This window comes from Kocuria tytonicola (assembly GCF_003687455.1).
GTDB classification, from domain to species: Bacteria; Actinomycetota; Actinomycetes; order Actinomycetales; family Micrococcaceae; genus Kocuria; species Kocuria tytonicola.
Map to the genome: position 1 here is coordinate 17,704 of NZ_PHOA01000009.1, position 26,761 is coordinate 44,464.

Here is a 26,761-nt window from a genome sequence, read left to right on the forward strand (position 1 = left end):
GGCTGCTGCACTGCTCTCGGCGCTCTTCGGCGCCGCACTCCGCCGACGCCGTTGCCGCGCCTCACGCCGTACGATGGGCCCGTGACCGCAGAGACCATCGCCACCGTCGTGACCGCGCTCCTCTTCATCGTGGGCTGCGTGGGGATCGTGGTCCCCGTGCTGCCCGGATCGATCGTCGCGCTGATCGGCCTCGTCATCTGGGCCGTGGTGGTGCAGGCACCCGAGGGGTGGGTGGTCCTCGCCCTGGGCGGCACCCTGCTGATCGCCGGCCTGTCGTCCAGCCTGGTGCTCACCGGGAGCAGGCTCAAGCGCCGGGAGATCCCCAACCGCACCCTGCTCTTCGGGGTGGTCGGTGCGGTGATCGGGATGTTCGTGATCCCCGTGGTGGGGCTCTTCCTCGGCTTCCTGGTGGGACTGCTGCTCTCCGAGACGGTGCGCAACCGCAACCTCAGCACGGCGCTGGCCAGCTCCTGGGTGGCCGCGAAGGCCATGGGGCTGGGGATCCTGGTGGAGCTCTCGTGCGCGCTGCTGGCGTCCCTCACGTTCATCGTGGGGGCGATCATCTTCTTCGTGACGGCGTAATCCATTCCCCCGCCGCACACGCTGTGAAGTGGAGCAAACGCATCCTGAACCGTCTCAGAGTGCATTTGCTCCACTTCACAGCACCGCATGACAGAGCACCGGGCTGCGCCGCACGGCAGCTCGCCTCAGCACGGGGCGGGTGCGGAGAGTGGCGGAGCCGGGGTCACGCCCTCCAGGGCAGCGGGATGACCTCCATGTCCTGCCCCGGCTGCATCCCGTCCTCGGGGACCACCAGCAGCACATCGGCGTGGGCCAGCCCGGAGAGCATGGCCGGGCCCACCGTGGGCTCGGGGAGCACCCGGCCGTCCTGCAGGTAGGCGGGGATCACACGGGTGCGGCCCAGCGGCTCCAGCGCGCGCCCGGCGGTGATCCGGCGGGTGGCGGGCAGCCCCTCCCCGGTGGCCCCGGCGATCAGCGCGTGGCCCACGGTGAGCAGCCCGGTCATGGCGCTCAGGGGTGAGCCGGGCAGGGCGAGCACCACGGGCCCGTCCTCCGGGAGCTTCGCCAGGATCACGCCGTGCGCGGGTTCCTGGGCCACCCCGTTCAGAACGAGGTGGGCGCCCAGCTCGGCCAGTGCCTGGCGCACGTGGTCGTCCTCGCCGTGCCCGGTGCCCCCGGTGGTGACCACCATCTCCGCGCGGGCGTCCAGCAACGAGGTGGCGCCCATGGGGGACTCGGTCAGCGCGGAGACCATGCCCTCGCAGCCGTCGGCCACTCGACGGACCTGGTCCACGTTCGCCCCGAGCTCCTTGAGCACGGCGGGCAGCTGCAGGCTCAATGAGTCGCGCACCTCACCGGGGCCGGGGATGCCGTCCTCCACCACGTTGGCGTAGCCCAGCAGCACGGTGACGCGCGGGCGGCGTCGTACGGGCAGCATGTCGTGACCGGCGCTCGCCGCGAGTCCCAGGTGCACGGGGTTGAGCTTGCGTCCGGCGCGCAGCAGCAGATCCCCCTGCTGGATCTCCTCACCCACGGCGCGGACGTCCTGGTTCTTGACCAGCGGAGCGGCGGGGGTGGCGTCCTCCAGGGTGTCCCCCTCCACGGCCCTGCGGCCGTGCTCGGTGCTGGCCGGCGCTTCCACGGACGGGTCCGCGGGGACCACGTGCCCCCGGTGGGCCTCCAGCAGCGCGGTGGTGCCGAAGGGGACGGCGTCCCCGGAGTTCACGTGGGTGGCCTCGCCCGCGGCGAGCTCCACCACGGGGAGCATCCGTTTCTCCGGCGGCAGGGTCAGCAGCAGGCGCTCGTCCGTCTCCGCGGGCTGCGGCGTGCGGATCCGCCAGGGGCCCTCGCCGGCCACGGCCCAACCGTCCGCGGCGGCGGAGGCGTAGTGGGGCACGGGCATCTCGGCGGTCACGGACTCCGCGAGGGTCTCGTCCTGGCACTGCGCGAGCGGCAGCAGGATGTTGGGCAGCGGCTGGGGGATCCCGTAGGCAATGCGCCGGGCCTCGTCCCACGGGGCCCACTGCACGGCGGGTTCGCGGGCCTCGTCGTGGGTGCCCGGCTGTCCCTGGTCCTCGTGGTCGGCGGGATCGTGCAGGTGTGGAAGTCCGGGCATCATGTCTCCTCAGCGTGCTGATTCAGTCCAGTTCGAGCCTATGGACATCTTCCCACGTGTCCACGTCCGCGGTGCTTCCCCCGGGCACCGTGACCTCGTCCCAGCGCAGGTGGCGCCACACCGAGCGCAGCGCCGCATCCCGCGTGGGCACCGTGGCGAGCACCCGCTCCAGGGCGGCGGTGCGCACCACCACGGCCAGGTTCTCGCGCCGCCCCTCCCGGGACAGCGCCATCACGCCGTCCACGTCCGACGCCGCCCGCGCAGCCCCCGCGAGCAGCACCGGCAGCGCGTGGTCCACCCGCGGCATGTCGCACGCGAGCACGGCGGTCCACGGTGCGCGCCCGCGCAGGTCCCGGAGGGCGACGGCGCCCGCGGCCACGGCGGCTGCGGGCCCGGAGAACGGCGGGTCCTCCCGTGCGGTCAGCACCTCCGGGGGCAGCGCGGGGTCCTCGGGCCCCACGACCACCACGGCACCCAGCGGCAGCACGGCCTCCACGGTGCGGGAGAGCAGCGTGCCGCCCGCCACGGGCAGCTGGGCCTTGGGGGTTCCGCCGAGCCGGGAGGAGCGGCCCCCGGCCACCACCACGGTGTCCACGGACGGGCCGCTCAGGGGAGCGGGGCGAGCGGAGCGCGAGGTGGGCACGGGCTCAGTGGCCGGCGTCGTCGTCGAGCTCCGGATCAGCAGGGCGCTCCTTCTTGGGCAGCCCGGCGATCCGCAGGCCGCACTCCACCACGAGCAGGACGAACGCGAGGTAGTACAGGATCATCGTGGGGTAGAAGTACGGCAGCTGCTGGCTCATGCCCACCAGGGACAGCACCACCAGGACCACGGACAGGATCAGCACGAGCATGTGCGCCATGCCGAAGACCCCCGGGCGGCCCCTGCGGGAGAGGTACATGGCCGTGAGCGCGAACAGGATGGGGAACAGCAGCTGCCCCGCGAGCGTGATGCCGTCCTGCACGTAGGGGAAGACCCCCATGGCCTGGACGACGGCGGTGATCACGAGCAGCACGGGGGCGACGAACGACTTCATGGGGCACCAGTCTAGGTGTGGTGGCTCGGCGATCGGTGCGCGCCGGACCCACTCCGGGCGGCGCGCAACGGCACCGGACCCGAGCACCCGCCGCGGGGTCACGACGACGCGGTGCAGGGCCCCGGCACGCGCGTCGCCGGAGCCGTGTCACGCTCCCACGCGCTTGGCCACCGCCCGCTCCACCAGCGCCACGCACTCCTCGGGGGTGCAGTGCAGCTCGCCGAGCACCACGTCCAGGAACCGGGACGCGGCCTGGGCCGCGGCGGCCTCGCGGTCGTCCCGGCCCTGGGCGATGAACGTGCCCTTGCGCCCGCGCGTCTCGATGACACCGCGGGTCTCCATCTCGCGGTACGCCTTGGCCACGGTTCCGGCCGCCAGGCCCAGGTCCGCGGCGAGCGTGCGCACCGGCGGGATCCGGTCGCCCACCACGAGCTCCCCGGCGGAGACGTCCCGCAGGACGCACTCCACGAGCTGCTCGTACACCGGGGTGGTGGAGTGCGGGTCGACCGTGAACATGCCCGTGCCTTTCGTCGTGAACCCTCATCGTAGGTCCCGCCGAGAACCACCTTCGGGTGCAGCGCTGCGGGGTGGCACGCCACGTAGGCTGATGGTCGTGTCCGCGCATGCAGAGCTTCCCCTCCCGCCGACCCCCGTGGCCGATCCGCAGGCCGTGCGGCATTTCGTCGACCACGCCCTGGACCGGGCCCGCGCTCTCGGCGCTGAGCTGCCCTGCCCCGGGGAGGGCCGCACCGCGGCGCTGTGGCGTGAGCTGAGCGCCCTGGGCCGCACCGACCTCGCGTACGCCCGGATCATCGAGCCGCACCTGGACGCCCTCGCGATCCTGCGCCAGGCCGGGCGCGAGGACCTCCTCACCCCGCGGGACACGTGGGCCGTGTGGGCTGCGGAGGGTCCCGGTGAGCCGCTGCTGGCCACGCCGACGCCGCCCGGCCGGGACCGTGCGCCGGGACAGGATCACACCACCCACCAGCGAAGCGCGGTGGGCCAGAGCTGTGCCCCGGGACAGAACGGTGACAGCGCGGCGTCGTCGTCCACCTGGACGCTGTCCGGCACCAAGCCGTGGTGCTCGCTCGCGGACTCCGTGACCCGCGCGGTCGTCACGGCGCACGTGACGGACGAGGACGGCGAGCGCACCGGGCACCGCCGCGCGTTCGTGGTCTCCACCGACCACCCCGGGTTCCGGCCCGCGCCCGTGGCGCAGTGGACCTCGCACGGGCTCGCGGAGGTCGTCACCGTGCCCGTGACCTTCGAGGACGTCCCGGCGGAGCCGCTCGGCGCCGACGAGTGGTACCTGACCCGGCCCGGTTTCGCGTGGGGCGGCATGGGAGTGGCTGCCGTGTGGCTGGGCGGCGCGCAGGCCGTCGCGGACCTGCTGTGGCGCCAGCTGCGCCACCCCCGCCGCCCCGTGGACGACGCCGCGCACATGGCTCTGGGGCAGCTGGACCTCACGCTCGGGGCGGCCCGGGCGGTGCTGGAACGCGCCGCGGCGGCCGTGGACGGTGGCGACGCCGACGGGCAGGCCGGTGCCGCCTGGGCCCTGCGGGTGCGCCGCACCGTGGCCGACGCCGCCGAGACCGTGATCCGCGTGGTCTCCCGCGCCACGGGGCCGGGCCCGCTCACGGGGGACCCGGAGCACATCCGCCGCGTGGAGTCCCTGCAGGTCTACATCCGTCAGGACCACGCCGAGCGGGACACCGCCGCGCTGGGACGGGCCCTGCTGGCGCTCGCGGAGGATGCGGAGCAGGAGGGACAGGCCGCCCCCGCCCGGAGCCGGCCACAGACCACCGGCACCGGGACCGCGGGTGCGGGTCACCCCGATCCCGGGAGGACCGAGGGCGTTCCCCCGACCGGGCCTGCGCACCCCGAGGACACCCCGTGGTGACCTTCGACCACCGGGACCCCGGAACCCCCGAGGCGGACTGGGCACGCTGCGGTGCCCTGCACCGCGCACCGGAGCTGGAGCTCGCGGGCGTGGACCGCGCCGTCGTGTTCGCGGCCCATCCGGACGACGAGACGCTCGGCGCGGGCGGCACGGTGCACCGGCTCGTCCGGCAGGGCACCGAGGTGCGGGTGGTCGTGGCGACCCTGGGGGAGAACTCCCACCCGGACTCCACCACGTTCACGCCGCAGCAGCTGGCGGCCCTGCGCCGCGAAGAGATGGCCGCTGCGGTGCATGCGCTGACCGGGGAGGGCACGAGCCCGGTCTTTCTCTCCCTCGCGGACGGTGCGCTCACCGAGGAGCAGCTGCGGGAGCCCGTGGCGGAGCACCTGGCGTGGGTGGAGCAGGGGGAGAAGCCCCTGGCGGTCTGCACGTGGGAGCGGGACGGGCACACCGACCACGAGGTGCTCGCCCGCACGGTGGCTCGCGCCGCCGGGGCCCGGGGCGTGCGCTGCGTGCAGTACCCCGTCTGGTACTGGCACTGGGGCTCGCCCTCCCGCCTGCCCCGCGGCCTGGTGCGCGTTCCGCTCGGGGACGCGGACCGGCGGGCCAAGAAGGACGCCCTGGCCCACCACGTCACGCAGGTGCGCCCCCTCTCGCAGCGCCCGGGGGACGAGGTGCTGCTGGGGGAGCACGTGCTGGCCCACTTCGCCCGGGACTCCGAGCACTTCGTGGTCTCCGCCCCGGACCAGGCGGCCGTGTTCGACCGCGTGCACTCCGACTCCGAGGACCCCTGGGCCGTGGACACCTCCTGGTACGAGCAGCGCAAGCGGGAGGTGCTCCTCGGCTGCCTGCCGCGCCCGCACTACGAGCGCGTGCTGGACCTCGGCTGCTCCACGGGGGCACTGACCGCGGCACTGGCGCGGCGAGCGGGGAGCGTGACCGCGGTGGACGCGAGCGACGTCGCCCTGCGTGCCGCCCGCGCCCGCCTGGACGACGACGCCGCCGCGAACGTCGAACTCGTGCGCGCCGTGCTGCCCGCGGGCTGGCGGGATGAGTGGGCTCCCCGGGACCTGATCGTGGTGAGCGAGATGGGGTACTTCTGCTCGCCCGAGCAGTGGGACGAGCTGCTGGAGCGCTGCGCTACTGCCCTGGACCCGGAGGGCCACCTGGTGCTGTGCCACTGGCGCCACCCCATCCAGGACTGGCCGCTGGACGGGGCGGACGTGCACCGCGAGGCGCGCCGCCGCCCGGACCTGCGGCGCGTGGTGAGCCACCGGGAACGGGACTTCGAGCTGGAGATCTTCGAACCCGTGCCGCGGGAGCAGGGATGATCCGGCGGGGCGCGGTGGTGGTCCCGGCCTGCAACGAGGAGGAGCGGGTGGGGCGGGGCATGGCGTCCGTGGCCGCGGCGGTCGCCCACCTGCGTGCCGGCTCGCCGGTGGAACCGCCGAGCGTGGACGTGGTGCTCGCCGCGGACTCGTGCACCGACCGGACGGTGGAACGGGCGTGGGCGGCCTGGGCGGCGTCGTGCCCGCGGGAGGATTCCGCACGCCTGGAGGTGCTGAGCGGGCAGTGGCGCAGCGCGGGCGGTGCGCGGGCCGCGGCGGCGCGGCCCGCGCTCGCGGTGGGCCCGCGCCCCGGGTGGATCGCCTCCACGGACGCGGACACCGCCGTCCCGCCCCACTGGCTCAGCCACCAGCTGGAGCGTGCGGCGCACGGGGTGGACGCCGTGCTCGGAACCGTGGAGCCGGATCCCGCGGAGTGCCCCGAGGCGGTCTACCGGCTGTGGCAGAGCGAGCACACCCTCGCGGAGGGGCATCCGCACATCCACGCCGCGAACATGGGCGTGCGCGCGCAGAGCTACGAGCGGGCGGGCGGGTTCCCACCGCTGGAGTGCGGCGAGGACGAGGCACTCGTGGCGGGTCTGCACCGCACGGGCGCGCGGGTGGAGGCCACGGACCGGATCCGCGCCATCACCTCCGCGCGGCTGGAGGGGCGGGCGGAGCTCGGGTTCGCCCACCACCTGCTGAGCCTCGCGCACCTGGCCGGGCAGCCGATCCCGACCCCGGATGCCGGGGTCTCGGCGGGGGCTGCGGAGCGCGGGCGTGATCCCCGGCACTTCGCCCCTCGCGGAAACGCTTGAACCCCCACCCCCGGTCCTGACTACCGTGGACACGAACGCACCAACGACACGGGAGGTACTTTCGTGAAAGCCACGCACATCGACGCCAGCCGCCTCATCGACGCCCCGGCCAAGGACATCTTCGAGGTCCTGACCCTGCCCGCCAAGCACGCGCAGATCGACGGCTCCGGGACCGTGGTCTCCGGCACCGACCAGCGCATCCAGAAGGTCGGGGACGTGTTCGTGATGAACATGAACGCCGAGAAGATGGGCGGCGACTACACCATGGACAACCACGTCACCGGCTTCGAGCACGACAAGCTCCTCGCCTGGAAGCCCTGCCCGCAGGGCACCTCCGTGGAGGACAACGGCTGGGAGTGGATGTACGAGCTGCAGCCCGAGGGCTCGGACCGCACCACCGTGACGCTCACCTACTCGTGGGAGCACGCCAACCCGGCCATCCTCAAGAAGCTGAGCTTCCCGGTCTTCGACACGGACGTCCTCAAGGACTCCCTCGAGAAGCTCGCCGCGGCCGTCTCGGGTTCCTGACCCGCCCGCGGGGCTCGCGTCCCGCATGCAGGCACGTTCGCCCGCGTCCTCCTCCGGGAGGGCGCGGGCGTCGTCGTGTGCGGGTGGGTGCGTTGCCGGGCGACCCGAGCCCGGGTGCACCGGTGGACGACGCCGCCGGACCCACCACCGTGGGGCCGGTCGCGGCCGGCGCGTGGGAGCGGTCTCGGACCGGCGTAGCCTGGCCGGGGCCGCGCACACGGTGCGGCCGGGCCGGGCGGCGCACGATCCCGGGCCGCAGCAGGAACCGCAGCAGGAGGGCCCGGGCATGGCATCGTCACGCAGCGCGTGGGAGGGCTACGACAGGGGCAGCTCCGGCTACCGGCGCATCCTCGTGGCGCTGCTGTGCGCGGGGGTGGCCACCTTCGCGCAGCTGTACTCGGTGCAGGGCGTGCTGCCCATCATGGCCGAGGACCTGGGAGTCGACGCGGCCCAGTCCGCACTCGCGGTCTCCGCGGCCACCCTGGGCCTCGCCGCGGGGGTGATCCCGTGGTCCCTCGTCTCGGACCGCTGGGGACGACGCCGCGCGATGGTCGCCGCGGTCTCCGCCGCCACGTGCCTTGGCATCGTCATGGGGTTCATGCCCACGTTCGAGTCCCTCGTGGCTTTGCGTTTCGTGGAGGGCGTGGCGCTCGGGGGAATCCCCGCGGTGGCCATGGCGTACCTCTCCGAAGAGGTCAATCCGCGCTACGGCGCCGTGGCCGCCGGGACCTACATCTCCGGAACGAGCCTGGGCGGGCTGTCGGGACGCATTGTCGCCGCCCCCGTGGCGGACTTCTTCGGCTGGCGGGTGGGCACGTCCGTCGTCGCGGTGCTGGCCGCCGTGGCGGCCATCGTGTTCATCCTGCTGGCCCCACGGCAGCGCGGCTTCACGCCGCAGCCCGTGCGCATCACCGGGGAGCACGGGCTGCTCGACCACCTGGGGCACAACCTCCGGGACCGGCGGCTGCTCACCCTGTACCTGCAGGGATTCCTGCTCATGGGCGGTTTCGTGGCGGTCTACAACTACATCGGCTTCCACCTGGGGGAGGAACCGTTCCACGTGCCGCAGAGCGTGATCTCGGTGCTGTTCCTGGCCTACCTCTCCGGCACGTGGTCCTCCGCGAAGGCCGGGGGCCTGGCGATCCGGCGCGGCAGGAGGCCCGTGCTGATCGGCTCCGCACTGATCATGCTCGCCGGACTGCTGCTCACGGCCGTTCCGTGGCTGCCCGCAATCGTTGTGGGGCTGCTGGTCTTCACCGCGGGGTTTTTCGCCGCACACTCCGTGGCCAACGGGTGGGTTCCCGCTCTCGCAACGGAGGGCCGCGCCCAGGCGTCGTCGCTGTACACGCTGCTCTACTACGGCGGATCGTCCGTGCTCGGCTACGCGGTGGGGGTGCCCTTCACCGTCGCCGGGTGGAACGGGGCGGTGCTGTGCATTGCGGGACTCATCGTCGCTGCCGTCGTTCTCGCGGTGACCTTCCTCCCCGGGGAGCGTGTCCGCGGGGGCGCAGGTGGTGAATAGGCAGGAACGTGCCGTTTGCCGGGGTGATCCCCTCCCTGCAGCTGGTTTCGACCCTTTTCGGCAGGATCTTGCCGTTTCCCGGATGCGCGGGAGAGAATCACGGATGCGGGCGCGAAGACCGGCAAGATCATGCCTGAGAGGGGAGCGAGATGGATGACGGCATCGCACTGGGCCGTGCCCTGCGTTCGGCCCGGACGTGCCTGGGCCTCACCCAGCGAGATCTGGCAGAACTCGCGGGCGTCTCGGAGCGAACCGTGAGGGCCCTCGAAACGGCCACGGGCAATCCCTCGGTGGGAGCACTCATGAGCGTGGCAAATGCGGTCGGTCTGCACCTGGAGCTCAGGTGAGCCCCGTCAGGCAGGGGATGGGGAACTGCCGCTGAACGGGACCCGCGAATCGCCCCTGATGTGATCTGCATCTACCCTGGGACAGGACCCTGCACGCCACCGCGCGCCCACGTTCCCCGACGCCACCCGCACGAGGTCCGGGACGGGCGGCGCAGTCTAGGAGAGACCCCATGAGCGACATCCTCACCGTCCGCCACCTGTTCGGCCCCGGCCCCACCAACCCGTACCCGGAGGCCACCGAGGCGCTGGCCCGCCCGCTGCTGGGCCACCTGGACCCCCAGTTCCTGGCCGTCATGGACAGCGCGTGCGACGGTCTGCGGAAGGTGTGGGGCACCGAGAACCGCCGCACGCTGCCGCTCTCGGCCACGGGCTCCGCGGGCATGGAGGCCGCGTTCGTGAACTTCGTGAACCCGGGGGATCCCGTGGTGATCGCGGTCAACGGCCTGTTCGGGGAGCGCATGTGCGACGTCGCCGCGCGCTGCGGTGCCGAGGTCACCCGCGTGGACTTCCCGTTCGGTGAGCCCGTGGATGCCCAGAAGGTGGCCGCCGCCCACCCCGCACCGAAGATCATTGCCGCGGTGCACGCGGAGACCTCCACGGGCGTCCGCTCGGACATCGCCGCCCTGGGTGCGGTGAAGGGTGACGCCCTGCTGCTCGTGGACGCCGTGACCTCCATTGGCGGCATTGAGCTCAAGGCGGACGAGTGGGGGATCGACATCGGCTACGCCGGCACCCAGAAGTGCCTGGGCGTGGCCCCCGGTCTGGCGCCGTTCACCGTCTCGGACCGCGCGTGGGAGCGCCGCGTGGAGAAGCCCCGCTCGTGGTACCTGGACCTCGGCATGCTCGGCGGATACGTGGGGGAGGCCTCCGGGGCCACCCGCACCTACCACCACACCGCGCCCGTGGCGATGGTCGCCTCCCTGGAGGCCGGTCTGCGCCGCGTGCTGGCGGAGGGGCTCGACGCCGTCCGCGCCCGCCACGAGGCCGCGGGCCGGGCGCTGCAGGACGGTCTGGAGGAGATGGGCCTCGAGCTGTTCGCCCGCGAGGGCCACCGGTTGCCGGAGCTCACCACGGTGAAGGTCCCCGAGGGTGTGGACTCCGCGGCCGTGCGCAAGGAGCTGCTGGAGACCTACAACATCGAGATCGGCCCCGGCGTGAAGGAGTACGCGAGCACCGTGTGGCGCATCGGCCTCATGGGCCCGAACGCGTGCCCCGAGTCGGTGACCCTCATCCTCGGCGCGCTGAAGAACGTGCTGGGCCGCTGACCCTCGCAACCACCTGACCCACGCGAACGGCGGGCCCCCCCCGGGAAGGGGGGGCCCGCCGTCGTCGTGCGGTGCGCGTGGCGGATCAGGCCGTGAGCTGGTCCTCGATGGCGCCCACGAACGCGTCCAGGTCACCGGGATTGCGAGACGTGATGAGCGTCCAGCCGTTGGCGGGGCACACCTTCACCTGCTCGTCCACCCAGTTGCCGCCGGCGTTGACGACGTCCGTCCGCACCGACTGGTAGGAGGTCAGGGTCTTGCCGTCCACCAGGCCGGTCTCCACGAGCAGCCACGGGCCGTGGCAGATGGAGGCCACCGGGCGCCCGGAGGAGGCGAAGGCCTTGGCGATCTTCTGGGCGTCCTCGTCCAGGCGAAGGGAGTCGGCGTTCAGGGTGCCGCCGGGCAGCAGCAGGAGGTCGTAGTCGGAATCGTCCACCGAGGAGATGGTGGCGTCCACGGGGAACGTCTCGCCCAGGTCCCAGTCGCCCACGAGGGACTTCACCTCGCCGGACTCGGGGGCGGCCACGGTGACCTCGGCACCGGCCGCACGCAGTTTCTGCGCGGGCACCTTCAACTCGTCCTGCTCCACGCCCTGGTTGTTCACGAGCAGGAGGATCTTCTTGCCGGACAGCTCAGCCATTGCTAAGGCTCCTTTCGATCGGGTGATGCTCCCAACTCTGGCACCGGTGCGCCGCGCGCGGCAAGATCGCGACGGCCGGTTCCGCTCACAGCGACACGCCCACGACGACGCACGGTACGGTCCCGCGGCAGTCGCGCCGGGCCTCAGTGGTCCGTGCGGCTGGCGGCAGTTTCGGCGGGGGGGGCACCTTGCGCGAGCAAGGGGCATTACTGAGTGTAGGGGAGCGGAGAAATATAGATGAAAAGGCAATCACAAGCCCCTAAAAAGGGGACAATCGGAGGGTTGCCAGTGCGGTGACGACTCGAAGGTGATCGCGTGGTCGTGCCTCGGGCACAAGCGCAATTCACACGAGTCGAGAGGAGGCGACACCCATGGGGGAGTTCCTGGCCCAGCACCGCGAGCAGATCCTCGTCGCGTGCGGGCAGCACCTCGCCCTGGTGCTGCCCTGTCTTGCGGCGGCAGCCCTGCTGGGTGTGGGGATTGCCGCGCTGGTGCACCATCATCCCGTTGCGCACGCCACGAGCGACACCCTGGCCGCCCTGGCCATGACCGTTCCGTCCTTCGCCGTGCTGGGCGCGCTGCTCGTCCTCACCGGAGGGGGAAGGGCATCAGGGGTGGCCGCCGTGACCTTCTTCGCCGTGCTTCCGATTCTGCGGCACGGGCTGCTGGGTCTTCGTGGCATTCCAACCGTTCTGACGGACTCCGCCAAGGGGCTTGGGATGGGACGAGTGCGGGTGCTGACCACTGTGCAGCTCCCCCTGGCGTGGCCGGTCATCCTGGCGGGGATTAGGGTGTCTGCACGCCTGTGCACGGGCATCGCCGCGCTCGTCGCGTACACGGTCGGTTCCGGACTGGGAGGTCTGGTCTTTGCCGGTCTCGCTCGGGGGCAGGGCGACGACGCCGTCGGCCTCGTCCTGACCGGCGTCGTGGGAGCGCTTCTCCTAGTGGCCGTCCTCGACCTGGCCCTCGTGCTCCTCGGGCGTCTCACCATCCCCCGAGGTCTCCGTGGCTGAACCGCACGCCACCGCCTCGTCACCCGCTGCAGGGCCGCTCTCCGGCGACGCTTCCGGAGCTCCCGCGCTCGGGCGTGAGCACGGCCCCTCGATCCTGCTGAACCGTGTCACGAAGCTGCACTCGGGTCAGCGCAGCGCCGCCGTAGCAGGTCTCACTCTCGATGTTCCTGCCGGTGGGGTGGTGGCCCTCGTGGGGCCGCCCGGATGCGGGAAGACCACCGCACTGCGGATGGTGAACCGCCTGGTCCACCCGTCCAGCGGGAGGGTGCTGGTGGACGGCAGGGATGTTGCAGACATGGACGAGAGGGCACTGCGCCGGGGGATCGGGTACACGGTCCGAACGGGCGGGCTGTTCCCCCACATGACCGTGGCGGCGAACACCGGTCTGGTTCCCGGGATGCTCGGGTGGAAGAGGCGGCACACTGCGGCACGGGTGTCGGAGATGCTCGAACTCGTCGGGCTGGACCCGGCAGCCGACGGCCACAGGTACCCCGCGGAGCTCTCCGTCGGCCAGCACGAGCGGGTCGGGATGGCCCGTGCACTGGCCGCGAACCCCCGCGTCCTGCTCCTGGACGACCCGTTCGGGGCGGTGGACCCCGCCACCCGCCACGGGCTGCAGCGGGACCTGCTGCGCATCCAGGCGCACCTGCGAATGACGGTCATCTGCGCAACCCGTGACCTGACGGAGGCGCTGGTGCTTGGGGACCGGGTGGCCGTTCTCGACCGGGGGGCGCGGCTCGTCCGGCACGGCTCTCCGGAACAGGTGCGCGCGGCTTCCGGGGGCGAGCGCACCGCGGACTCACCCGACTCGATCGGCGGCGCCACAGGGAGTGCACCGGGCGGTCAGGGTGGCACGAGGGGAGGTCGGCGGTGACCCGCGGGCAGATCCCGCCCGTGGTGGCGGGAGTTGGCACCGCGCTCACCACGGCGGCGGGTCACGAGACCGTGCGTGCGCTGTGGCTCCAGTTTGCCGCTGTGCTCGTGGCGATCGCGGCGCTGTGGTCCTACCTGGCGTTCGGGCCGCTGAGCAGGGCGGAGCGGGCGGTGCTTGCACCGGTGTCTCTGGGAAGACTCATGCTGGAGCACCTGGGTCTCACGGTGACGGCCGCGGCAATCGTCCTGGTGGTCACCCTGCCCCTGGGGCTCGCCCTGACCCGGGGCCCGCTGCGGCGGCTCGCCCGGCCGGTGCTGGCTGCCACGGGCATCGGGGAGGGGGCACCGGCCATTGGGCTGATGGCGTTGCTGGCGTGCCTGCTGGGCTTCGGGGTCCGCACCGCCGTGGCGGGGCTCGCGGCCTGCGCGGTGTTCCCGGTGCTGAGGGCCTTCATGACGGGTCTGCAGGGGGTGCGTGCCCGGGATGCGGCGGATGCTCCGGAGACGGAGGCTGACCCCGGGGCCCCGCGCCGGGGGGTGGCGCTGCTCGCGTTGGCCGTGCTCCTCCCCGGAGTCCGCACGGCGTTCGTGCTCGTGGTGGGCGCGGCGGCCTTGGCCGCCTTCACCGGCGGCGGGGGGCTGGGCGTGCTCATCACCACGGGGGTGGAGCACCACCAGAGGCCGGTGGCCCTGGTGGGTGCCGGGCTCGTGACCCTCCTCGCCGTCGTCGTGGACTGGGTGGGCCGCTTCGTGGAAGTCCTCGTGCGTCGACGCGAGCCGCCTCCCGTCGCCTCTGCCTGAGGTGCGGGCCCCACCGTCCGGGATGCCGGAACCGGGGCAAGTCCGCGCCCCTGGATGAACCGCCCGCGGTGCGGACCGCTCAGGACGTCGCCTCCAGCTCCGCGAGCAGCCGCGCCACGTGACCCGTGGCGTCCACGCGGTACTGCGCGCTCGTGAGGGTGCCGTCCGTGCCGACCACGAACGTGGAGCGCAGCGGCCCCACGGACGTCTCCCCGTTGACGGTGCGCTCGCCCCAGGCGCCCCACCGCCTCGCGGCCGCGTGATCCGGATCCGAGAGCAGCGTGTAGGGCAGCTGGTACTCGGTGACGAAGCGCGCCAGTTCGGCGGGATCGTCCCCGGAGACGCCGTACACGTCGTAGCCGCGGGACTGCAGGGCGGCCAGGTTGTCCCGGAAGTCGCAGGCCTCGGTGGTGCACCCGGGAGTGAACGCACGGGGGTAGAAGTAGACCACGGCCGCACGCTCGCGGCGTTTCGCCAGGTCCACGGTGCTGCCGTCGTGCGCGGTGAGCACAAGGGCCGGTGCCGGGTCCCCGGCGGTGAGTTCGCGTGCCATGTCGTCTGCTCCTCGTGAGGTGTGAGTCGTGCGGGGTGGACCGCGGAAAGGGCTGCGCGGCCGCTCCCACACTATGCCCGCGTCACCCCGTCTGCTCCTGGATGATCGCGATCTTCTGCCACACCTTGCGCGCCATGTCCGAGGTGAGGGTCTCGATGCCCTCCACCGCATCCAGCACGTCCCCGTCCGTGGTGTCCTCCGCGAACAGCGCGGCCGTCTTGCCCACGAGGGAGAGCATCTCCGTGCAGTAGTCCAGGTACTGCGTCATCTCCGCCCTGGTCATGTCCAGCTCCCCGTCCCGCTCGCTCGGGGCACCCGTTCCGGAGGGTTCTGACGACGCCGCCGCGCCCGACGCCGCCGCCGCGCTCGCCGAGGACGCCGCCGACGCCGTGCCCCGCGCGCGGGAGGCCCCGTGCGGCGTCGTGCCCGCAGTGGAGGTGGCGGAACCCGGGAGGCGCTCGGGAACCTTGACCAGCTGGTGCATGTCGATCACGTGAGCGAGCGAGCGCAGCCGGTGCAGCACGCGCAGCACGCGCGCCCGCTCCATGCGCTGGGGCACCGCCAGGAGGAAGAAGATGGCGATGCCCGCGAAGACGAGGTCGTTGACCACCGTCTCCAGCAGGGGCAGCCACTCCACCGGACCGAGCGCCTCGGGGTCCGCCCAGATGCTCGCCGCGGCCAGGGCGATCGCCGTGCCGAAGACCAGCAGCACCACGAGCACGCCCAGCCGGGAGAGGGCGTGGGCCGTGCGGATCCGGCGTCTGCTGATGCCGCCGCCCTCGATCACCTCGTCCACCAGGGCGAGCAGCTCACCGCCCACTTCCCACAGGCTGCGCTGCGGGAAGCGGGCGTGGATCCGCCGCTGCAGGGTGGCCGCCGAGTGGCGTACGGCCGCGCCGTCGAGGTGCTGGTAGTGGCTGCCGAGCGGGGGTCCGTCGTCGTGGTCGTCGGGGCGCGCGGGCAGCGGGCGAGGGGAACGCATCCCAGCAGGGTACGCGAGCGCCGCCTTGTGCCCCGCGCGGCGGCGGGCGTCAGGCCCGGAGAGGCTCCAGCTGGGCCTGCAGCTGGCGTTCCAGGTGCGCGGGCGACGCCGCCGGGAGGCCCAGCGCGGCCGTCACCTGGGTGCCCAGCAGGAAGGTGAGGAAGCCGTCGGTCCATGTGGCGGGGTCTGCGGGGGTGGTGAGCTCACCGTCCGCGCGGGCCTCGTCCAACCAGGACACCAGGGAGTCCCGCCACTGGGCCATGAAACGCCGGTTGTGCGCGGCGCGGGTGGCGTCGTGGGCGGCCTCCTGCCAGAAGGCGAGGACCACGCGGGCCTCGTCCAGGCGCTCGCCGTCCAGCGGCATGACCTCGCGGCTGAACACCTCCACGGCGGCCAGCCCCCGCAGCCCCGTGACGGCACCGGCCACGCGGCGGTTCGTCTGCTCGAACACGTGGGTCCAGCTGGCCTCCACCAGGTCCGCCTTGGTGGCGAAGTACGGCTTGAGCGCGCCGTTGGCGTAGCCGGCCTCGGCCGCCACCTGCCGCATGGTCATGGCCGCGGCGCCGTCCCGGGCGAGGACGCGCCACACGGCGTGCACGAGTTCTTCCCGGCGGGACGCGTGGTCCACCAGCTTGGGCATGGGGGTGCTCCTGATGTCCCACGGTGAGAGCACCACCGACCCCCTGACCTCTGACGCCCCGAGTCCCTACGCACTGCAGACCCCTGAGGAGATCCGGGTGGTCCGCGAGGTGCTGGAAGAGGCCGGATTCTTCCCCGAGACGGCACGCATGGCGTACCTGGGTCTCGTGGAACCCGCGCGCGGCACCCCGGCGGACGCCCCCGCGGACCGCAGGTTCCGCGTGTTCCTCCTGGACGTGGCCGGGGGCCCGGCGCGCGACGTCGTCGTCTCCGCCACGCACCGCACGGTGGAGAAGGCCGTGGAGCTCGACACTTCCGAGACCGGCGAGCTGCCGGTGCTGGAGGAGGAGTTCGAGATGGTCGAGCAGATCCTCTCCACCGACGAGCGCTGGCTCGCCGCCCTGGAGCGCCGCGGGCTGCCCGTGGAGAAGGTGCGCGTGGCGCCGCTGTCCGCCGGTGTCTTCGAGTACCCGGAGGAGAAGGGGCGGCGCATGCTGCGTGGCCTGGCCTTCCTGCGGAAGGAGGAGAACAAGCCGGCCTGGGCGCACCCCATCGACGGTCTCGTGGCCTACGTGGACGTCACCAACCACGCGGTGGACCAGGTGCTGGACATCGAGCTCGTGCCCGTCCCGGAGGAGGACGGCGACTACACGGACCCCGAGCTCACCGGGCCCACGCGCACCACGCAGAAGCCCATCGAGATCACGCAGCCGGAGGGCCCGTCCTTCACCGTGACCGGCGGCAACCACGTGGAGTGGGAGAAGTGGAGCCTGGACGTGGGCTTCGACATACGCGAGGGGCTCGTGCTGCACAACATCTCGTTCGAGGACAAGGGCGAGAAGCGCCGGATCCTGGACCGCGCCGCGATCGCCGAGATGATGGTGCCCTACGGCGATCCGTCCCCGGTACGGTCCTGGCAGAACTACTTCGACACCGGCGAGTACCTGGTGGGGCAGTGGGCCAACTCCCTGGAGCTCGGCTGCGACTGCCTGGGCGACATCACCTACCTGTCCCCGGTGGTGGTCACCGGCCGCGGCGAGCCCCGCGAGATCACCAACGGCGTCTGCATGCACGAGGAGGACTGGTCCATCCTCTCCAAGCACACGGACCTGTGGAGCGGGGTGGCCTACACGCGCCGCAACCGCCGCCTGGTGATCTCCTTCTTCACCACCGTGGGCAACTACGACTACGGGTTCTACTGGTACCTCTACCTGGACGGCACCATCGAGTTCGAGGCCAAGGCCACGGGCGTGGTCTTCACCTCCGCGCTGCCCAACGGCTCCACGGACTTCGCGTCCGAGATCGCCCCCGGGCTGGGCGCGCCGTTCCACCAGCACCTGTTCTCCGCACGCCTGGACTTCGCGCTCGACGGCGGGCCCTGCCGCGTGGAGGAGGAGGACGCCGTGGGCGTGCCCCTCTCCTCGGACGTGAGCCCCCGCGGCAACGCGTTCACGCGCAAGCGCACCGTGCTGGCCACGGAGAAGGAGGCCATGCGGGACGCCGACGCCGCCGTGGGCCGCACCTGGGTCGTCTCCAGTGCCGAGCACACGAACCGACTTGGACACCCGGTGGCCTACAAGCTGCACCCGGAAGGCGGGCCCACCATGCTCGCCTCCGAGGACCCCTCGATCCACCGCCGCGCCACGTTCGCCACCAAGGCCCTGTGGGTCACGCCCTACGAGGAGGCCGAGCGGTACCCCACCGGCGACTTCCCCAACTAGCACGCGGGCCACGGCGGTCTGCCCGAGTGGACCGTCCAGGACCGTTCCGTGGACGGCACGGACATCGTCGTGTGGCACACCTTCGGGCTGACCCACTTCCCCCGCGTGGAGGACTGGCCGATCATGCCCGTGGACACCGTGGGCTTCACGCTGCGCCCCGAGGGCATCTTCGACCGCTCCCCGGTCCTGGACGTCCCCGCCCCGAAGAAGGGCCACTGCTGCGAGAGCGAGAACGAGGCCGCCCCGTGCTGCGAGTCCTGAAGCTGCCGGTCTCCGGGTAGGCCCGGCAACGCGTGAACGAGGCATCCGCTCCCTTTGGGGGAGCGGGCGCCTCCTCATTAGGTCGTCAGCCGCCCCTCTGCACTGGGTTGTCAGGGGCAACGGCGCATGAGGGGCGTCACCTGGCGTTCGGAGCGAGCCCCACGAGGATGATGAGGAGCAGCGAGATGGCGAATAAGGATCATACGATGTCGGATAATGGTACTGCAGAAGTATCCTTCATGCCGATACAATTGCAGCCATGAGAGTGCTCGACGTTGTCTCGCGCGTGTCTGAACTGGCGGCGCGCCAGTGGGGGCTGCTCACCACGTCGCAGGCAAGAGAGGAAGGAATCACTCGACTGCACCTGGCCCGCCTCGCGGAGGCAGGCGTCATCGAGCGCCTCGACAGGGGTGTCTACGGTGTCCCGGCCGCGGTGGATGAGCGAACCCCGCTGCGCGTCGCCTGGCTGACCCTCGATCCCGCACGATTCGCCGAGGAGCGGCTGGTGGATCCCATAGCCTCGGGCGTGTTCTCCCACACCTCGGCGGGGACTCTTCATGGCCTGGGCGATCTCCTGGATGACGAACCGGAACTGACGGTGCCCGGCCGGAAACAGAGCCGACGGGGACTCCGGCTGCATCGGGCGGTCCTGAGCGCCGACGACGTGACGATCGTGGGCGGTCTGCCGGTGACCACGCCCGCTCGCACCGCCGCAGATCTCCTGCGCGATGGTCACGACCCCTCGCACGTTGCCGAGATCATCGAAGAGATGCGACGAAAGGACCTCGCCTCTCGGGACGAGCTGGTGGCGGCGCTGGATCCGCTGGCCCGGAGGAACGGCCAACCGGACGGGGCGGCGCTGCTCGAAACCCTGCTCGCAAGGACTGGTTCGAGTCTTGAGGGCATACCAGCTCATCGTGTGGTGGAGGCAAGCACCCAGGCCACGAAATTCACTCTTTGCCCGGTCGGCGATGCGGAGGGTGATGCAGAGTGAACGCGGAATTTCCGTATCGGGATGGCAACGCCCTCTGGGCTGCGGTCAGATCACGGGCCAAAACCGAGGCCAGCGCATCGGGGATCGCTGTCGAAGCGATCATCAGGCAATTCGTCGTCGATCGCTTTCTTGCACGCGTCTTTGCTTCTCCCCGTTCCGGATGGGTGCTGAAGGGTGGCAATGCGGTCCTCAGTCGTGTGCACGATGCGCGCACGACCAAGGATGTCGATCTGCTGGTCGATCTGACGAACCTGGAGGACGCCGTCGCAAGGTTGCGTGCGGCGGTCGCCGCCGACCTTGGTGATCACTTCAGATTCGTTGTCACCGAGGCCCGTGCCTCGTCCGGCGGCGCCTTGCAGCCCGGTGTCGAAGGCTGCAAGGTAGCGGTCGATGCCTACTGTGGAGTGACGCGTCGACATCGCTTCAGTGTGGACCTGGTGACGGGTTCTCTGATGACCGCTGAGCCAGAAGTTCTGGTCCGTCCGGGGCTGGTGCCCGCAGTTTCCCCGACGCACGTGAGTCTCTATCCCGTGGCCGATCACATTGCCGACAAGGTGTGCGCCACACAGACCATGTACGGCACGAACGGGGACCAGCCCTCGACCCGTGTGCGGGACCTGGTGGACCTTGTGGTGTTTGCACGGACCCAGCACATCGACGGGACTGATCTCGATCGGGCCATCATGGCGGAATGGACTCACCGCAGCCTGCCCGGTCAACCCTTCTTCGCTCCACCGCGCACCTGGGGCCGGCTGTACCCAGCGGCGGCGCGCCGAGTTCCAGCCTGTGGTGACGTCCTCACGTTCCAAGCGGCCCTGGAGCTCACTGCCTCCTTCCTTGACCCCGTGCTTGAACACACCGTCGAAGGCATGTGCTGGTCTCCGGAGAATCGTGCCTGGGGGATTGCCTGAGCTGTCGAGGCAGGAGATTTTCAAGCCTGCTCTTGTCGACCTGAGGGGGTAGACGCACACTGACATGAAATGCGTCACAGTAGTTGGTGAATGTGCTGGAAGCGTCCTTGCTATGCGGTGCGCTCGTCACGCTGCAGGCTGAGGGAGAGCCGAGGTGCTCGTGAAGAAGATCGCCGCCCTGTCCGTGGTCGTGCTGCTTTCCGCCGGATCTGCCGCGTGTAGCCACGGGGATGAGAGCCAGCCTGATTTCGCATCCCTGGATGATGCTTATGGTGCCGTCGACTCTGCCGTGCACTGTGACGAGAATCCCCCTGCTCCCACGGAGAAGGTGCTGGACCCGCCCGGACCCACCGGGGAATCCAGGATGTGTACGAATGCGGTGGAAGTGTTCTGGTTCGAGTCATCGTCCAGCCAGGAAAAAATGTTCGACATGCTGTCCAGCATCGGAAAGCCGGGGAGTCCCGTGGAGTTTGCGACGGGACGGAACTGGTTCGTCGTCGACTACTCCGCAGCGCCGAACGGGGCGACTCCGGATCGTGACGTGGACATGGAGAACCTCGCGAAGAAACTGGACGCGCACTACATTTCGGCGGGCGGGGAATAGCCTCACGGGTGTGCGAAGTGGAGTCGGGCGAGGAACCGGCTCGCCCCTGGCCATCAGGGAAGTCGGCTCAGGGGACGCCGCGCCACCGCCACCAAGGCGGGGCTGCGGCGTCGTCGTCAGGCCTGGCCGCGGCTCAGGAGGCGCCCGGTGGGCGTCTCGTAGTCCACCTCGTGGCCGCCCACGAAGGTCTTGCGGACCTTCCCGGAGAGCACCTTGCCCTGGTACGGGGTGATGGGGTTCTTGTGGTTGAGGCGCTGGGCGTCCACCACGTAGCTCTCGTCCTGGGCGAAGACGGCCATGTCCGCGTCGTAGCCCAGGGACAGCCTGCCCTTGTGGCGCAGCCCCACCCGCTCGGCGGGGCGCGTGGACATCCACTGCAGCACGCGCTCCAGGCCCACCCCGCGGCGTCGTGCCTCCGTCCAGATCAGGGACAGGCCCAGCTGCAGGGAGGAGACGCCACCCCACGCGACCCCGAAGTCCCCGTTGCCCAGGTCCTTGAGGTCGAGGGTGGAGGGGGAGTGGTCCGAGACGATGTAGTCGATGGTGCCGTCGATCAGCCCCTCCCACAGCTTCTCCCGGTTGGAGACCTCGCGCACCGGCGGGCAGCACTTGAACGCGGTGGCGCCGTCCGGGATCTCCTCGGAGAGCAGCGTGAGGTAGTGCGGGCAGGTCTCCACGGTGATGTCCAGACCGTCGTTCTTCGCGGAGCGGATCATGGGGATCGCGTCCGAGGAGGACAGGTGTAGGATGTGCGAGCGTCCGCCGGTCCAGCGCGTGCGCTCGATGACCTCCGCGATCGCGATGTTCTCCGCACCGCGCGGGCGGGACTTCAGGAAGTTCTCGTACACGGCACCGTTGGGCTGCGGAGCGCGGTCGATGGTGCGGGAGTCCTCCGCGTGCACGATCAGCAGCGAGTCGAACGTCTTGACCTCCGCGAGCGCCTCCTCCATCTCGTCCGCCTCCAGGTGGGGGAACTCGTCCACGCCCGAGTGCAGCAGGAAGCACTTGAAGCCGAACACGCCGTCGTCGTGCAGGGGCCGCAGGTCCGCCTTGTTGCCGGGGATCGCGCCGCCCCAGAAGCCGATGTCCACGAACGCGTTCTGCTGCGCGAACAGCCGTTTGTACTCGAGGGCGGCCACGTTCACCGTGGCGGGCACGGAGTTCAGGGGCATGTCCACGATGGTGGTCACGCCGCCCGCCGCCGCCGCACGGGTGGCCGTGGCGAAGCCCTCCCACTCGGTGCGCCCGGGCTCGTTGACGTGCACGTGGGTGTCCACGAGGCCGGGGATCAGGGTCTCCTCGTCGGCGAGCTCCACGACCCGTGCGCCCTGCAACCCGGCGCCGAGTGGTTCGATCGCGGCGATCCTCCCGTCCCGCACGCCCACCTCGCGCGGCGCGAACCGGTCCCCGCACATCACGTTCTGCCCGCGCACCACGAGGTCGAACTCGCCGTCCTGGCGCCCGGTGATCCGCGCCTCCGTGGGCTCGTCGGCGTCCGCGAGCCGGTGCTCGGCCTTGTACTCGCGGATCAGCTCACGCACCCGTTCCGCACCGTTGACCTGCTGGGCCAGCTCGATCTGTGCGGCCCGTGCCGCCGCGACCTCGTCCCGCCGGTCGTCGGTCACGGCCCGCTGGGAGTTCTGCTGCGCGACTTTCCGCGGTGACCCGTCCAGCTCCGGGTTCGACGCCGCCTGGGCCACCTTCGCGCGCACCCGCTCGGTCGCGCGCTCCTCGTTGCGCTCCGGGTCCGTGGTGTCCGCCTCGGTCCCCGTCCCGGCTCCCGCGCCCTGTGGGCTCGCTTGTTTCTGGCCGGGGTGCGGCGCGTCGGCCACGGAGCCGGAGACCGCGGCGGGCTCGGCGGACGCGTCGCGGGCGGCGTCGTCGGCCGTGGACTGGGCGGAGGCCTTCTGGCGGGAATCGCGCTGCGGGGAGGCGTTCATGGGGTGGGTCCTTTCGGTGGCCGCGTGCGCGGGGCGCGCGGACTGCTCGTGGCCGGTGCGCGGCACGGGCCGGGGGTGGATCTGCTCAGTCCCAAACTAGGCGGTGACCCACCTCACGGAGGAGCCGAGGGGCCTCCCGCATGGACGTGTCGGCGTCCGGGGCGAGTGCGCGCAGCTCGTGGACCGCACTGAACCCGGTGGTGCGCAGGGTCTCGGGGTCCAGGGTGGTGCGCCCGCACACCGCCACCACGGGGACACCGTGGCGCTGCCCTACGCGCAGCACGCCCAGGGGCGTCTTGCCCCCGAGGCTCTGCTCGTCCAGGCTGCCCTCACCCGTCACGAGCAGGTCCGCCCCGGCCACGGCGGAGTCCAAGTCCACGAGGTCCAGGACCACGTCGATTCCCGGGCGGAGGGTGGCGCCCAGAACGGCCAGTGCCGCGTACCCCACGCCACCCGCGGCACCGGCGCCCGGTGCGGTGGCGGTGCGGAGGGCGGCGTCGCCGAGGGTCTCGGCTAGGCGGTCGCGGAAGGTGGCCAGGGCGGCGTCGAGCACATCCACGTCCTCCGGAGAGGCACCCTTCTGCGGGCCGAAGACGGCGGCCGCACCGCGCGGACCGGTGAGGGGGTTGTCCACGTCCGCCGCGAGCACGAACTCGGTGCGCGCCAGGGCCGGGTGCAGGCCGGCGACGTCCACCGTGGCGAGATCCGCGAGTGCCGCCCCGCCGTCCGGGAGGTCCCGTCCGCGGGCATCGAGCAGCCGCACGCCGAGGGCTGCCAGCATCCCCGCGCCGCCGTCCGTGCTCGCGCTGCCTCCCACGCCCAGGAGCACCCGGGTGCACCCCGCGTCGAGCGCGGCGGCCACGAGCTCTCCCGTGCCGCGGCTCGTGGCAGTGCGCGCGGCCAGGACGGGGCGGCCGTCCGTGTGGGGCAGTGCGGCAAGCCCGGAGGCCAGTGCCATCTCCACCACGGCCTCCTCCCCGCGCCGCGCCCAGGCCGCGGTGACGGGTGCGCCCACGGGGCCGGTGACGCGCAGCTCGTGCCGCTCGAAACCGGCACCGAGTGCGGCGTCCAGCGTACCCTCGCCGCCGTCCGCCACGGGGAGGACGTCCACGTGTGCGTCCGGGCGGGCGTCCCGGATGCCCGCGGCGAGCTGGGACGCGGCCTCGTGGGCCGTCACGGAGCCCTTGAACTTGTCGGGTGCCACCACGATGCGCATGAGGGGTCTCCTCGGGTCTGGGGGGTTGATGAAGTGAGGGATGAGTGGTGTGCGGTCCGGTGCCTGGGCCTGCTGCCCGGCTCGCGGTGCGGGCGGTGGGTAGGTCTGCACCGGGACGCCCACGGCGACGCCGCTCAGCCGCGACCGCCGCGGGCCAGCCACGCGAACGGGTCCTCGCCCAGCGGCGCGTACTCCAGGGCCACGTCCCCGGCGTACCCGAGATCGCGTGCCCGGGAGACCCAGTGGAGCAGCGGGAGCTCGCCGGTGCCTGGTTCGTGGCGTCCCGGGGCGTCCGCGATCTGGATGTGCCCGAAGTCCGCGGCGTGGGCCTCGACGACCGCTGCGACGTCCTCGCCGTTCACGGCCAGGTGGTAGAAGTCCGCGAGCAGCTTCATGTTGTCCCGGTCCACCGCCTCGATCACGGCCAGGGCGTCCGCCGCGGTCTGCAACGGGTGGTCGGGCGCACCGGAAAGGGGCTCCAGCAGCACGACGCCGCCCAGCGGCGCCACGGCGTCCGCGGCCCACCGCAGGTTCTCGACCGCCAGGGCGTCCTGCTCCTCGTGGGGGACGCCCGGCAGGCGGTTGCCGTGGAGCGCGTTGAACGCCCGGCACCCCGTGGCACGGGCGATCTCCGCCACCGCAGCCACGTTGGCGCGGAACTCCTCGGAACGCCCGGGGTGGGAGAGCACCCCGCGTTCACCGGCGGCCATGTCCCCCGCGAAGAAGTTCAGACCGGTGAGCTGCACTCCGGCGTCCGCCAGGGCCGCCACGAAGGTGTCCACCTCGGTCCGCTCTGGGACGGGACCGGCAAAGGGCCACCAGAACTCGGCTCGGGAGAAACCAGCGGCCGCGACGGCGGTCACCTGCTCGCGGGGGGAGAGGTCCGGCCACATGATCGAGGCGTTGACGGTCCAGGTCATGGTGCTCCTTCCGCGTGGTTCCGGTCCCGTGTCCGTGCCCGGTCCGGGTGTGTCACGACCCCGTGCGGAGGGACCCGGCGGGGCGGCGCACGCGAGTGCCACGGTGTGTCACTGTGATGCACGTCAACCGTACCTGTGAGATTCTTGCGCAGCACCCTGCGACGGTGTCTCACCCGGGGGTGGCGGAACCCGTGCCGCGCGCATCGGCAGCACGCGGGCGGGCGGGAGGCAGCGGCACCGCCCACCGCGACCGAGCAGACCGTGACCGAGCAAGGAGTGGACATGAATCCCAGGAACCTTCCCCGCACCTCGGAGGAGGCGGCTGGGCGCCCCGTGCTCGGGCGTGTGCCCGAGCCGCGCGTTCCCATGGAGCCGGCCCCGGACACGAGCGACAAGCTCTACAACGTGGACCTCGCACCCACCAGCCGCCACGGCCGCACGTGGAGTGCGTACAGCATCTTCACGCTGTGGGCCAACGACGTTCACTCGCTCGGCAACTACGGTTTCGCCATCGGGCTCTTCGCCCTGGGTCTCGGCGCCTGGCAGGTGCTCACCGCCCTGGGTGTGGGGGCGTTGCTGCTCTTCGTGCTGCTGTGCCTCTCCGGGTTCATGGGCTTCAAGACCGGCGTGCCGTACCCCGTGATGAGCCGGATCTCCTTCGGCGTGCACGGGGCGCAGCTGCCCGCCGCGATCCGCGGCATCGTGGCGATTGCGTGGTTCGGGATCCAGACGTACCTGGCGTCCGTGGTGCTGCGGGTCATGCTCATCGCCCTCGTCCCGTCCCTCGCGCCGCTGGACGAGAACAGCGTGCTGGGGCTGTCCACCCTGGGCTGGATCAGCTTCGTGGCCCTGTGGATCGTCCAGGTGGTCATTGTCTGCTACGGCATGGAGATGATCCGCAGGTACGAGGCCTTCGCCGGGCCCGTCATCCTCGTGACCATGGTGGCGCTCGCCGCGTGGATGCTCGCCCGGGTGGACTTCTCCATCGCGTGGAGCACCGACGATCCGCTGACCGGCAGTCAGATGTGGCTGCACATCCTGGGCGGCGGGGCGCTGTGGGTCTCCATCTACGGGACCTTCGTGCTGAACTTCTGCGACTTCACCCGCTCGGCCATGAGCCGCGGGGCGATCGTGCGCGGCAACTTCTGGGGCATCCCCGTCAACATGCTGCTGTTCGGGCTGATCGTGGTGTCCCTGGCGGGTGCCCAGTTCAAGCTGGACGGCACCGTGATCACCTCCCCGGCGGACATCGTGCAGCCCATCCCGTCCACGCCGCTGCTGGTGCTGGCGTCCCTGGCCCTGCTGATCCTCACCGTGGCCGTGAACCTCATGGCGAACTTCGTGGCCCCCACCTACGCGCTGACCAACATGTTCCCGCGGCGGCTGAACTTCCAGAAGGCCGCGGTCATCTCCGCCGTGATCGGCCTGGTGATCCTGCCGTGGAACCTCTACAACTCGCCCGTGGTGATCGTGTACTTCCTGGGTGGGCTCGGTGCGCTGCTCGGGCCCCTGTTCGGGATCACCAGGGTGAACGTCCCGCAGCTCTACGTGGACACCCACGACGGCGAGTACTTCTACCGCGGTGGTGTGAACCCCCGAGCCATCGCGGCTTTCGTTCCCGCCGCTCTCGCGTCCCTGGCCGTGGCGCTGCTGCCCGCGTTCCACGGCGCGAGCGAGTTCTCGTGGTTCATCGGCGCGGGTCTGGGGGCCCTGTGCTACCTGGTCACCGCCAAGCGCGAGCCCGAGTACACGGACCAGCACGGCGAGGCCATCTCCGTGGCCACCACCCACTGACCCGTCCCGTTCCCACTCCGCCC

At 71.6% G+C, this 26,761-nt stretch carries 26 protein-coding genes and 1 pseudogene; 16 read left to right on the forward strand and 11 right to left on the reverse strand.

Features of this window, described 5'->3' with window-relative positions; genetic code table 11:
* Nucleotides 1–81 precede the first annotated feature (81 nt).
* The gene (locus CWC38_RS02360; protein WP_121845229.1) at nucleotides 82–582 is read left to right on the forward strand and encodes a DUF456 domain-containing protein; all 501 of its coding nucleotides are present in this window, start codon (nucleotides 82–84) and stop codon (nucleotides 580–582) included.
* A 163-nt stretch (nucleotides 583–745) separates the two neighbouring features.
* Here the strand turns inward: CWC38_RS02360 and CWC38_RS02365 are convergent, their stop codons facing one another.
* The 4 genes from CWC38_RS02365 to CWC38_RS02380 all read right to left on the reverse strand — a co-directional run bounded on the left by CWC38_RS02365 (nucleotide 746) and on the right by CWC38_RS02380 (nucleotide 3,687).
* On the reverse strand, nucleotides 746–2,140 hold the full coding sequence (locus CWC38_RS02365; protein WP_240625002.1) for a molybdopterin molybdotransferase MoeA: 1,395 nt from the start codon (nucleotides 2,138–2,140) through the stop codon (nucleotides 746–748).
* Nucleotides 2,141–2,159: 19 nt separating this feature from the next.
* Nucleotides 2,160–2,780 carry a molybdenum cofactor guanylyltransferase gene (gene mobA, locus CWC38_RS02370; RefSeq protein ID WP_121845231.1) on the reverse strand — a complete coding sequence of 207 codons (621 nt, stop codon included), beginning with the start codon at nucleotides 2,778–2,780 and terminating at the stop codon, nucleotides 2,160–2,162.
* Nucleotides 2,781–2,784: 4 nt separating this feature from the next.
* Entirely contained in the window at nucleotides 2,785–3,171 is a 387-nt protein-coding gene (locus CWC38_RS02375) for a hypothetical protein (protein WP_121845232.1), read from the reverse strand.
* Nucleotides 3,172–3,318: 147 nt separating this feature from the next.
* Nucleotides 3,319–3,687 carry a GntR family transcriptional regulator gene (locus tag CWC38_RS02380; protein ID WP_121845233.1) on the reverse strand — a complete coding sequence of 123 codons (369 nt, stop codon included), beginning with the start codon at nucleotides 3,685–3,687 and terminating at the stop codon, nucleotides 3,319–3,321.
* Nucleotides 3,688–3,778: 91 nt separating this feature from the next.
* Here CWC38_RS02380 and CWC38_RS02385 point away from each other — a divergent pair, with 91 nt between their 5' ends.
* From CWC38_RS02385 to CWC38_RS02415, 7 genes are all read left to right on the forward strand, one after another.
* On the forward strand, nucleotides 3,779–5,071 hold the full coding sequence (locus tag CWC38_RS02385; protein WP_240625003.1) for an acyl-CoA dehydrogenase family protein: 1,293 nt from the start codon (nucleotides 3,779–3,781) through the stop codon (nucleotides 5,069–5,071).
* Nucleotides 5,065–6,402: a bifunctional PIG-L family deacetylase/class I SAM-dependent methyltransferase gene (locus tag CWC38_RS02390; protein WP_121845234.1), complete on the forward strand. Its 1,338-nt coding sequence runs from the start codon at nucleotides 5,065–5,067 to the stop codon at nucleotides 6,400–6,402. Before CWC38_RS02385 ends, CWC38_RS02390 begins: the two co-directional genes overlap by 7 nt.
* Nucleotides 6,399–7,214: a glycosyltransferase family 2 protein gene (locus CWC38_RS02395; RefSeq protein ID WP_121845235.1), complete on the forward strand. Its 816-nt coding sequence runs from the start codon at nucleotides 6,399–6,401 to the stop codon at nucleotides 7,212–7,214. Before CWC38_RS02390 ends, CWC38_RS02395 begins: the two co-directional genes overlap by 4 nt.
* Nucleotides 7,215–7,277: 63 nt before the next feature.
* Nucleotides 7,278–7,742, forward strand: a complete 465-nt coding sequence (locus tag CWC38_RS02400; protein WP_121845236.1) for an SRPBCC family protein — start codon at nucleotides 7,278–7,280, stop codon at nucleotides 7,740–7,742.
* A gap of 286 nt (nucleotides 7,743–8,028) precedes the next feature.
* Nucleotides 8,029–9,264 (forward strand): MFS transporter, encoded by a 1,236-nt coding sequence (locus tag CWC38_RS02405; protein WP_121845237.1) that lies wholly within the window; start codon nucleotides 8,029–8,031, stop codon nucleotides 9,262–9,264.
* Between the two features lie 149 nt (nucleotides 9,265–9,413).
* Nucleotides 9,414–9,611 carry a helix-turn-helix transcriptional regulator gene (locus tag CWC38_RS02410; protein ID WP_121845238.1) on the forward strand — a complete coding sequence of 66 codons (198 nt, stop codon included), beginning with the start codon at nucleotides 9,414–9,416 and terminating at the stop codon, nucleotides 9,609–9,611.
* Nucleotides 9,612–9,781: 170 nt separating this feature from the next.
* Entirely contained in the window at nucleotides 9,782–10,876 is a 1,095-nt protein-coding gene (locus CWC38_RS02415) for a pyridoxal-phosphate-dependent aminotransferase family protein (protein ID WP_121845239.1), read from the forward strand.
* A gap of 85 nt (nucleotides 10,877–10,961) precedes the next feature.
* On the opposite strand, the gene CWC38_RS02420 is transcribed toward CWC38_RS02415, so the two are convergent.
* The gene (locus tag CWC38_RS02420; protein WP_121845240.1) at nucleotides 10,962–11,516 is read right to left on the reverse strand and encodes a type 1 glutamine amidotransferase domain-containing protein; all 555 of its coding nucleotides are present in this window, start codon (nucleotides 11,514–11,516) and stop codon (nucleotides 10,962–10,964) included.
* A 371-nt stretch (nucleotides 11,517–11,887) separates the two neighbouring features.
* Here CWC38_RS02420 and CWC38_RS02425 point away from each other — a divergent pair, with 371 nt between their 5' ends.
* From CWC38_RS02425 to CWC38_RS02435, 3 genes are read left to right on the forward strand one after another with little or no spacing between them, the layout of a single operon-like run.
* Entirely contained in the window at nucleotides 11,888–12,529 is a 642-nt protein-coding gene (locus tag CWC38_RS02425) for an ABC transporter permease (protein ID WP_121845241.1), read from the forward strand.
* A complete protein-coding gene (locus tag CWC38_RS02430; protein ID WP_121845242.1) occupies nucleotides 12,522–13,403 on the forward strand; it encodes an ATP-binding cassette domain-containing protein in 882 nt (293 codons plus the stop codon). Before CWC38_RS02425 ends, CWC38_RS02430 begins: the two co-directional genes overlap by 8 nt.
* On the forward strand, nucleotides 13,400–14,203 hold the full coding sequence (locus CWC38_RS02435; RefSeq protein ID WP_240625004.1) for an ABC transporter permease family protein: 804 nt from the start codon (nucleotides 13,400–13,402) through the stop codon (nucleotides 14,201–14,203). Before CWC38_RS02430 ends, CWC38_RS02435 begins: the two co-directional genes overlap by 4 nt.
* A 79-nt stretch (nucleotides 14,204–14,282) precedes the next feature.
* On the opposite strand, the gene CWC38_RS02440 is transcribed toward CWC38_RS02435, so the two are convergent.
* From CWC38_RS02440 to CWC38_RS02450, 3 genes are all read right to left on the reverse strand, one after another.
* Nucleotides 14,283–14,756, reverse strand: a complete 474-nt coding sequence (locus CWC38_RS02440) for a peroxiredoxin (protein WP_121845243.1) — start codon at nucleotides 14,754–14,756, stop codon at nucleotides 14,283–14,285.
* Nucleotides 14,757–14,838: 82 nt separating this feature from the next.
* Nucleotides 14,839–15,738 carry a hypothetical protein gene (locus CWC38_RS02445; RefSeq protein WP_121845244.1) on the reverse strand — a complete coding sequence of 300 codons (900 nt, stop codon included), beginning with the start codon at nucleotides 15,736–15,738 and terminating at the stop codon, nucleotides 14,839–14,841.
* A gap of 49 nt (nucleotides 15,739–15,787) precedes the next feature.
* Nucleotides 15,788–16,378, reverse strand: coding sequence for a TetR/AcrR family transcriptional regulator (locus CWC38_RS02450; RefSeq protein WP_121845245.1), 591 nt, complete (start codon nucleotides 16,376–16,378; stop codon nucleotides 15,788–15,790).
* 13 nt (nucleotides 16,379–16,391) lie between these two features.
* On the opposite strand from CWC38_RS02450, the pseudogene CWC38_RS02455 reads away from it, so the two are divergent.
* The 4 genes and pseudogenes from CWC38_RS02455 to CWC38_RS02470 all read left to right on the forward strand — a co-directional run bounded on the left by CWC38_RS02455 (nucleotide 16,392) and on the right by CWC38_RS02470 (nucleotide 20,868).
* A pseudogene (locus CWC38_RS02455) lies at nucleotides 16,392–18,359 on the forward strand (primary-amine oxidase).
* 259 nt (nucleotides 18,360–18,618) lie between these two features.
* Nucleotides 18,619–19,353, forward strand: a complete 735-nt coding sequence (locus CWC38_RS02460; protein ID WP_121845246.1) for a type IV toxin-antitoxin system AbiEi family antitoxin domain-containing protein — start codon at nucleotides 18,619–18,621, stop codon at nucleotides 19,351–19,353.
* Complete coding sequence (locus CWC38_RS02465; protein ID WP_121845247.1) at nucleotides 19,350–20,264, forward strand: nucleotidyl transferase AbiEii/AbiGii toxin family protein; 915 nt, start codon at nucleotides 19,350–19,352, stop codon at nucleotides 20,262–20,264. Before CWC38_RS02460 ends, CWC38_RS02465 begins: the two co-directional genes overlap by 4 nt.
* A gap of 160 nt (nucleotides 20,265–20,424) precedes the next feature.
* Complete coding sequence (locus tag CWC38_RS02470; protein WP_124106135.1) at nucleotides 20,425–20,868, forward strand: hypothetical protein; 444 nt, start codon at nucleotides 20,425–20,427, stop codon at nucleotides 20,866–20,868.
* Between the two features lie 116 nt (nucleotides 20,869–20,984).
* On the opposite strand, the gene allB is transcribed toward CWC38_RS02470, so the two are convergent.
* The 3 genes from allB to CWC38_RS02485 form a co-directional block, all read right to left on the reverse strand.
* Entirely contained in the window at nucleotides 20,985–22,337 is a 1,353-nt protein-coding gene (allB, locus tag CWC38_RS02475) for an allantoinase AllB (RefSeq protein WP_276309550.1), read from the reverse strand.
* Between the two features lie 556 nt (nucleotides 22,338–22,893).
* Nucleotides 22,894–24,024 (reverse strand): glycerate kinase, encoded by a 1,131-nt coding sequence (locus CWC38_RS02480; protein WP_121845249.1) that lies wholly within the window; start codon nucleotides 24,022–24,024, stop codon nucleotides 22,894–22,896.
* A gap of 134 nt (nucleotides 24,025–24,158) precedes the next feature.
* Entirely contained in the window at nucleotides 24,159–24,944 is a 786-nt protein-coding gene (locus tag CWC38_RS02485; protein WP_121845250.1) for a hydroxypyruvate isomerase family protein, read from the reverse strand.
* A 366-nt stretch (nucleotides 24,945–25,310) separates the two neighbouring features.
* On the opposite strand from CWC38_RS02485, the gene CWC38_RS02490 reads away from it, so the two are divergent.
* Nucleotides 25,311–26,738 (forward strand): NCS1 family nucleobase:cation symporter-1, encoded by a 1,428-nt coding sequence (locus CWC38_RS02490; RefSeq protein WP_240625006.1) that lies wholly within the window; start codon nucleotides 25,311–25,313, stop codon nucleotides 26,736–26,738.
* The last annotated feature ends 23 nt before the right edge of the window (nucleotides 26,739–26,761 follow it).

Coding starts and splice junctions, on each gene's coding strand:
- CWC38_RS02385 (WP_240625003.1), top strand. CDS start 3,779: ATGGTCGTGTCCGCGCATGCAGAGCTTCCCCTCCCGCCGACCCCCGTG.
- CWC38_RS02420 (WP_121845240.1), bottom strand. CDS start 11,516: ATGGCTGAGCTGTCCGGCAAGAAGATCCTCCTGCTCGTGAACAACCAG.
- CWC38_RS02375 (WP_121845232.1), bottom strand. CDS start 3,171: ATGAAGTCGTTCGTCGCCCCCGTGCTGCTCGTGATCACCGCCGTCGTC.
- CWC38_RS02395 (WP_121845235.1), top strand. CDS start 6,399: ATGATCCGGCGGGGCGCGGTGGTGGTCCCGGCCTGCAACGAGGAGGAG.
- CWC38_RS02485 (WP_121845250.1), bottom strand. CDS start 24,944: ATGACCTGGACCGTCAACGCCTCGATCATGTGGCCGGACCTCTCCCCC.
- CWC38_RS02410 (WP_121845238.1), top strand. CDS start 9,414: ATGGATGACGGCATCGCACTGGGCCGTGCCCTGCGTTCGGCCCGGACG.
- CWC38_RS02450 (WP_121845245.1), bottom strand. CDS start 16,378: ATGCCCAAGCTGGTGGACCACGCGTCCCGCCGGGAAGAACTCGTGCAC.
- CWC38_RS02490 (WP_240625006.1), top strand. CDS start 25,311: ATGGAGCCGGCCCCGGACACGAGCGACAAGCTCTACAACGTGGACCTC.
- CWC38_RS02380 (WP_121845233.1), bottom strand. CDS start 3,687: ATGTTCACGGTCGACCCGCACTCCACCACCCCGGTGTACGAGCAGCTC.
- CWC38_RS02405 (WP_121845237.1), top strand. CDS start 8,029: ATGGCATCGTCACGCAGCGCGTGGGAGGGCTACGACAGGGGCAGCTCC.
- CWC38_RS02445 (WP_121845244.1), bottom strand. CDS start 15,738: ATGCGTTCCCCTCGCCCGCTGCCCGCGCGCCCCGACGACCACGACGAC.
- CWC38_RS02425 (WP_121845241.1), top strand. CDS start 11,888: ATGGGGGAGTTCCTGGCCCAGCACCGCGAGCAGATCCTCGTCGCGTGC.
- CWC38_RS02365 (WP_240625002.1), bottom strand. CDS start 2,140: ATGATGCCCGGACTTCCACACCTGCACGATCCCGCCGACCACGAGGAC.
- CWC38_RS02480 (WP_121845249.1), bottom strand. CDS start 24,024: ATGCGCATCGTGGTGGCACCCGACAAGTTCAAGGGCTCCGTGACGGCC.
- CWC38_RS02415 (WP_121845239.1), top strand. CDS start 9,782: ATGAGCGACATCCTCACCGTCCGCCACCTGTTCGGCCCCGGCCCCACC.
- CWC38_RS02440 (WP_121845243.1), bottom strand. CDS start 14,756: ATGGCACGCGAACTCACCGCCGGGGACCCGGCACCGGCCCTTGTGCTC.
- CWC38_RS02460 (WP_121845246.1), top strand. CDS start 18,619: ATGAGAGTGCTCGACGTTGTCTCGCGCGTGTCTGAACTGGCGGCGCGC.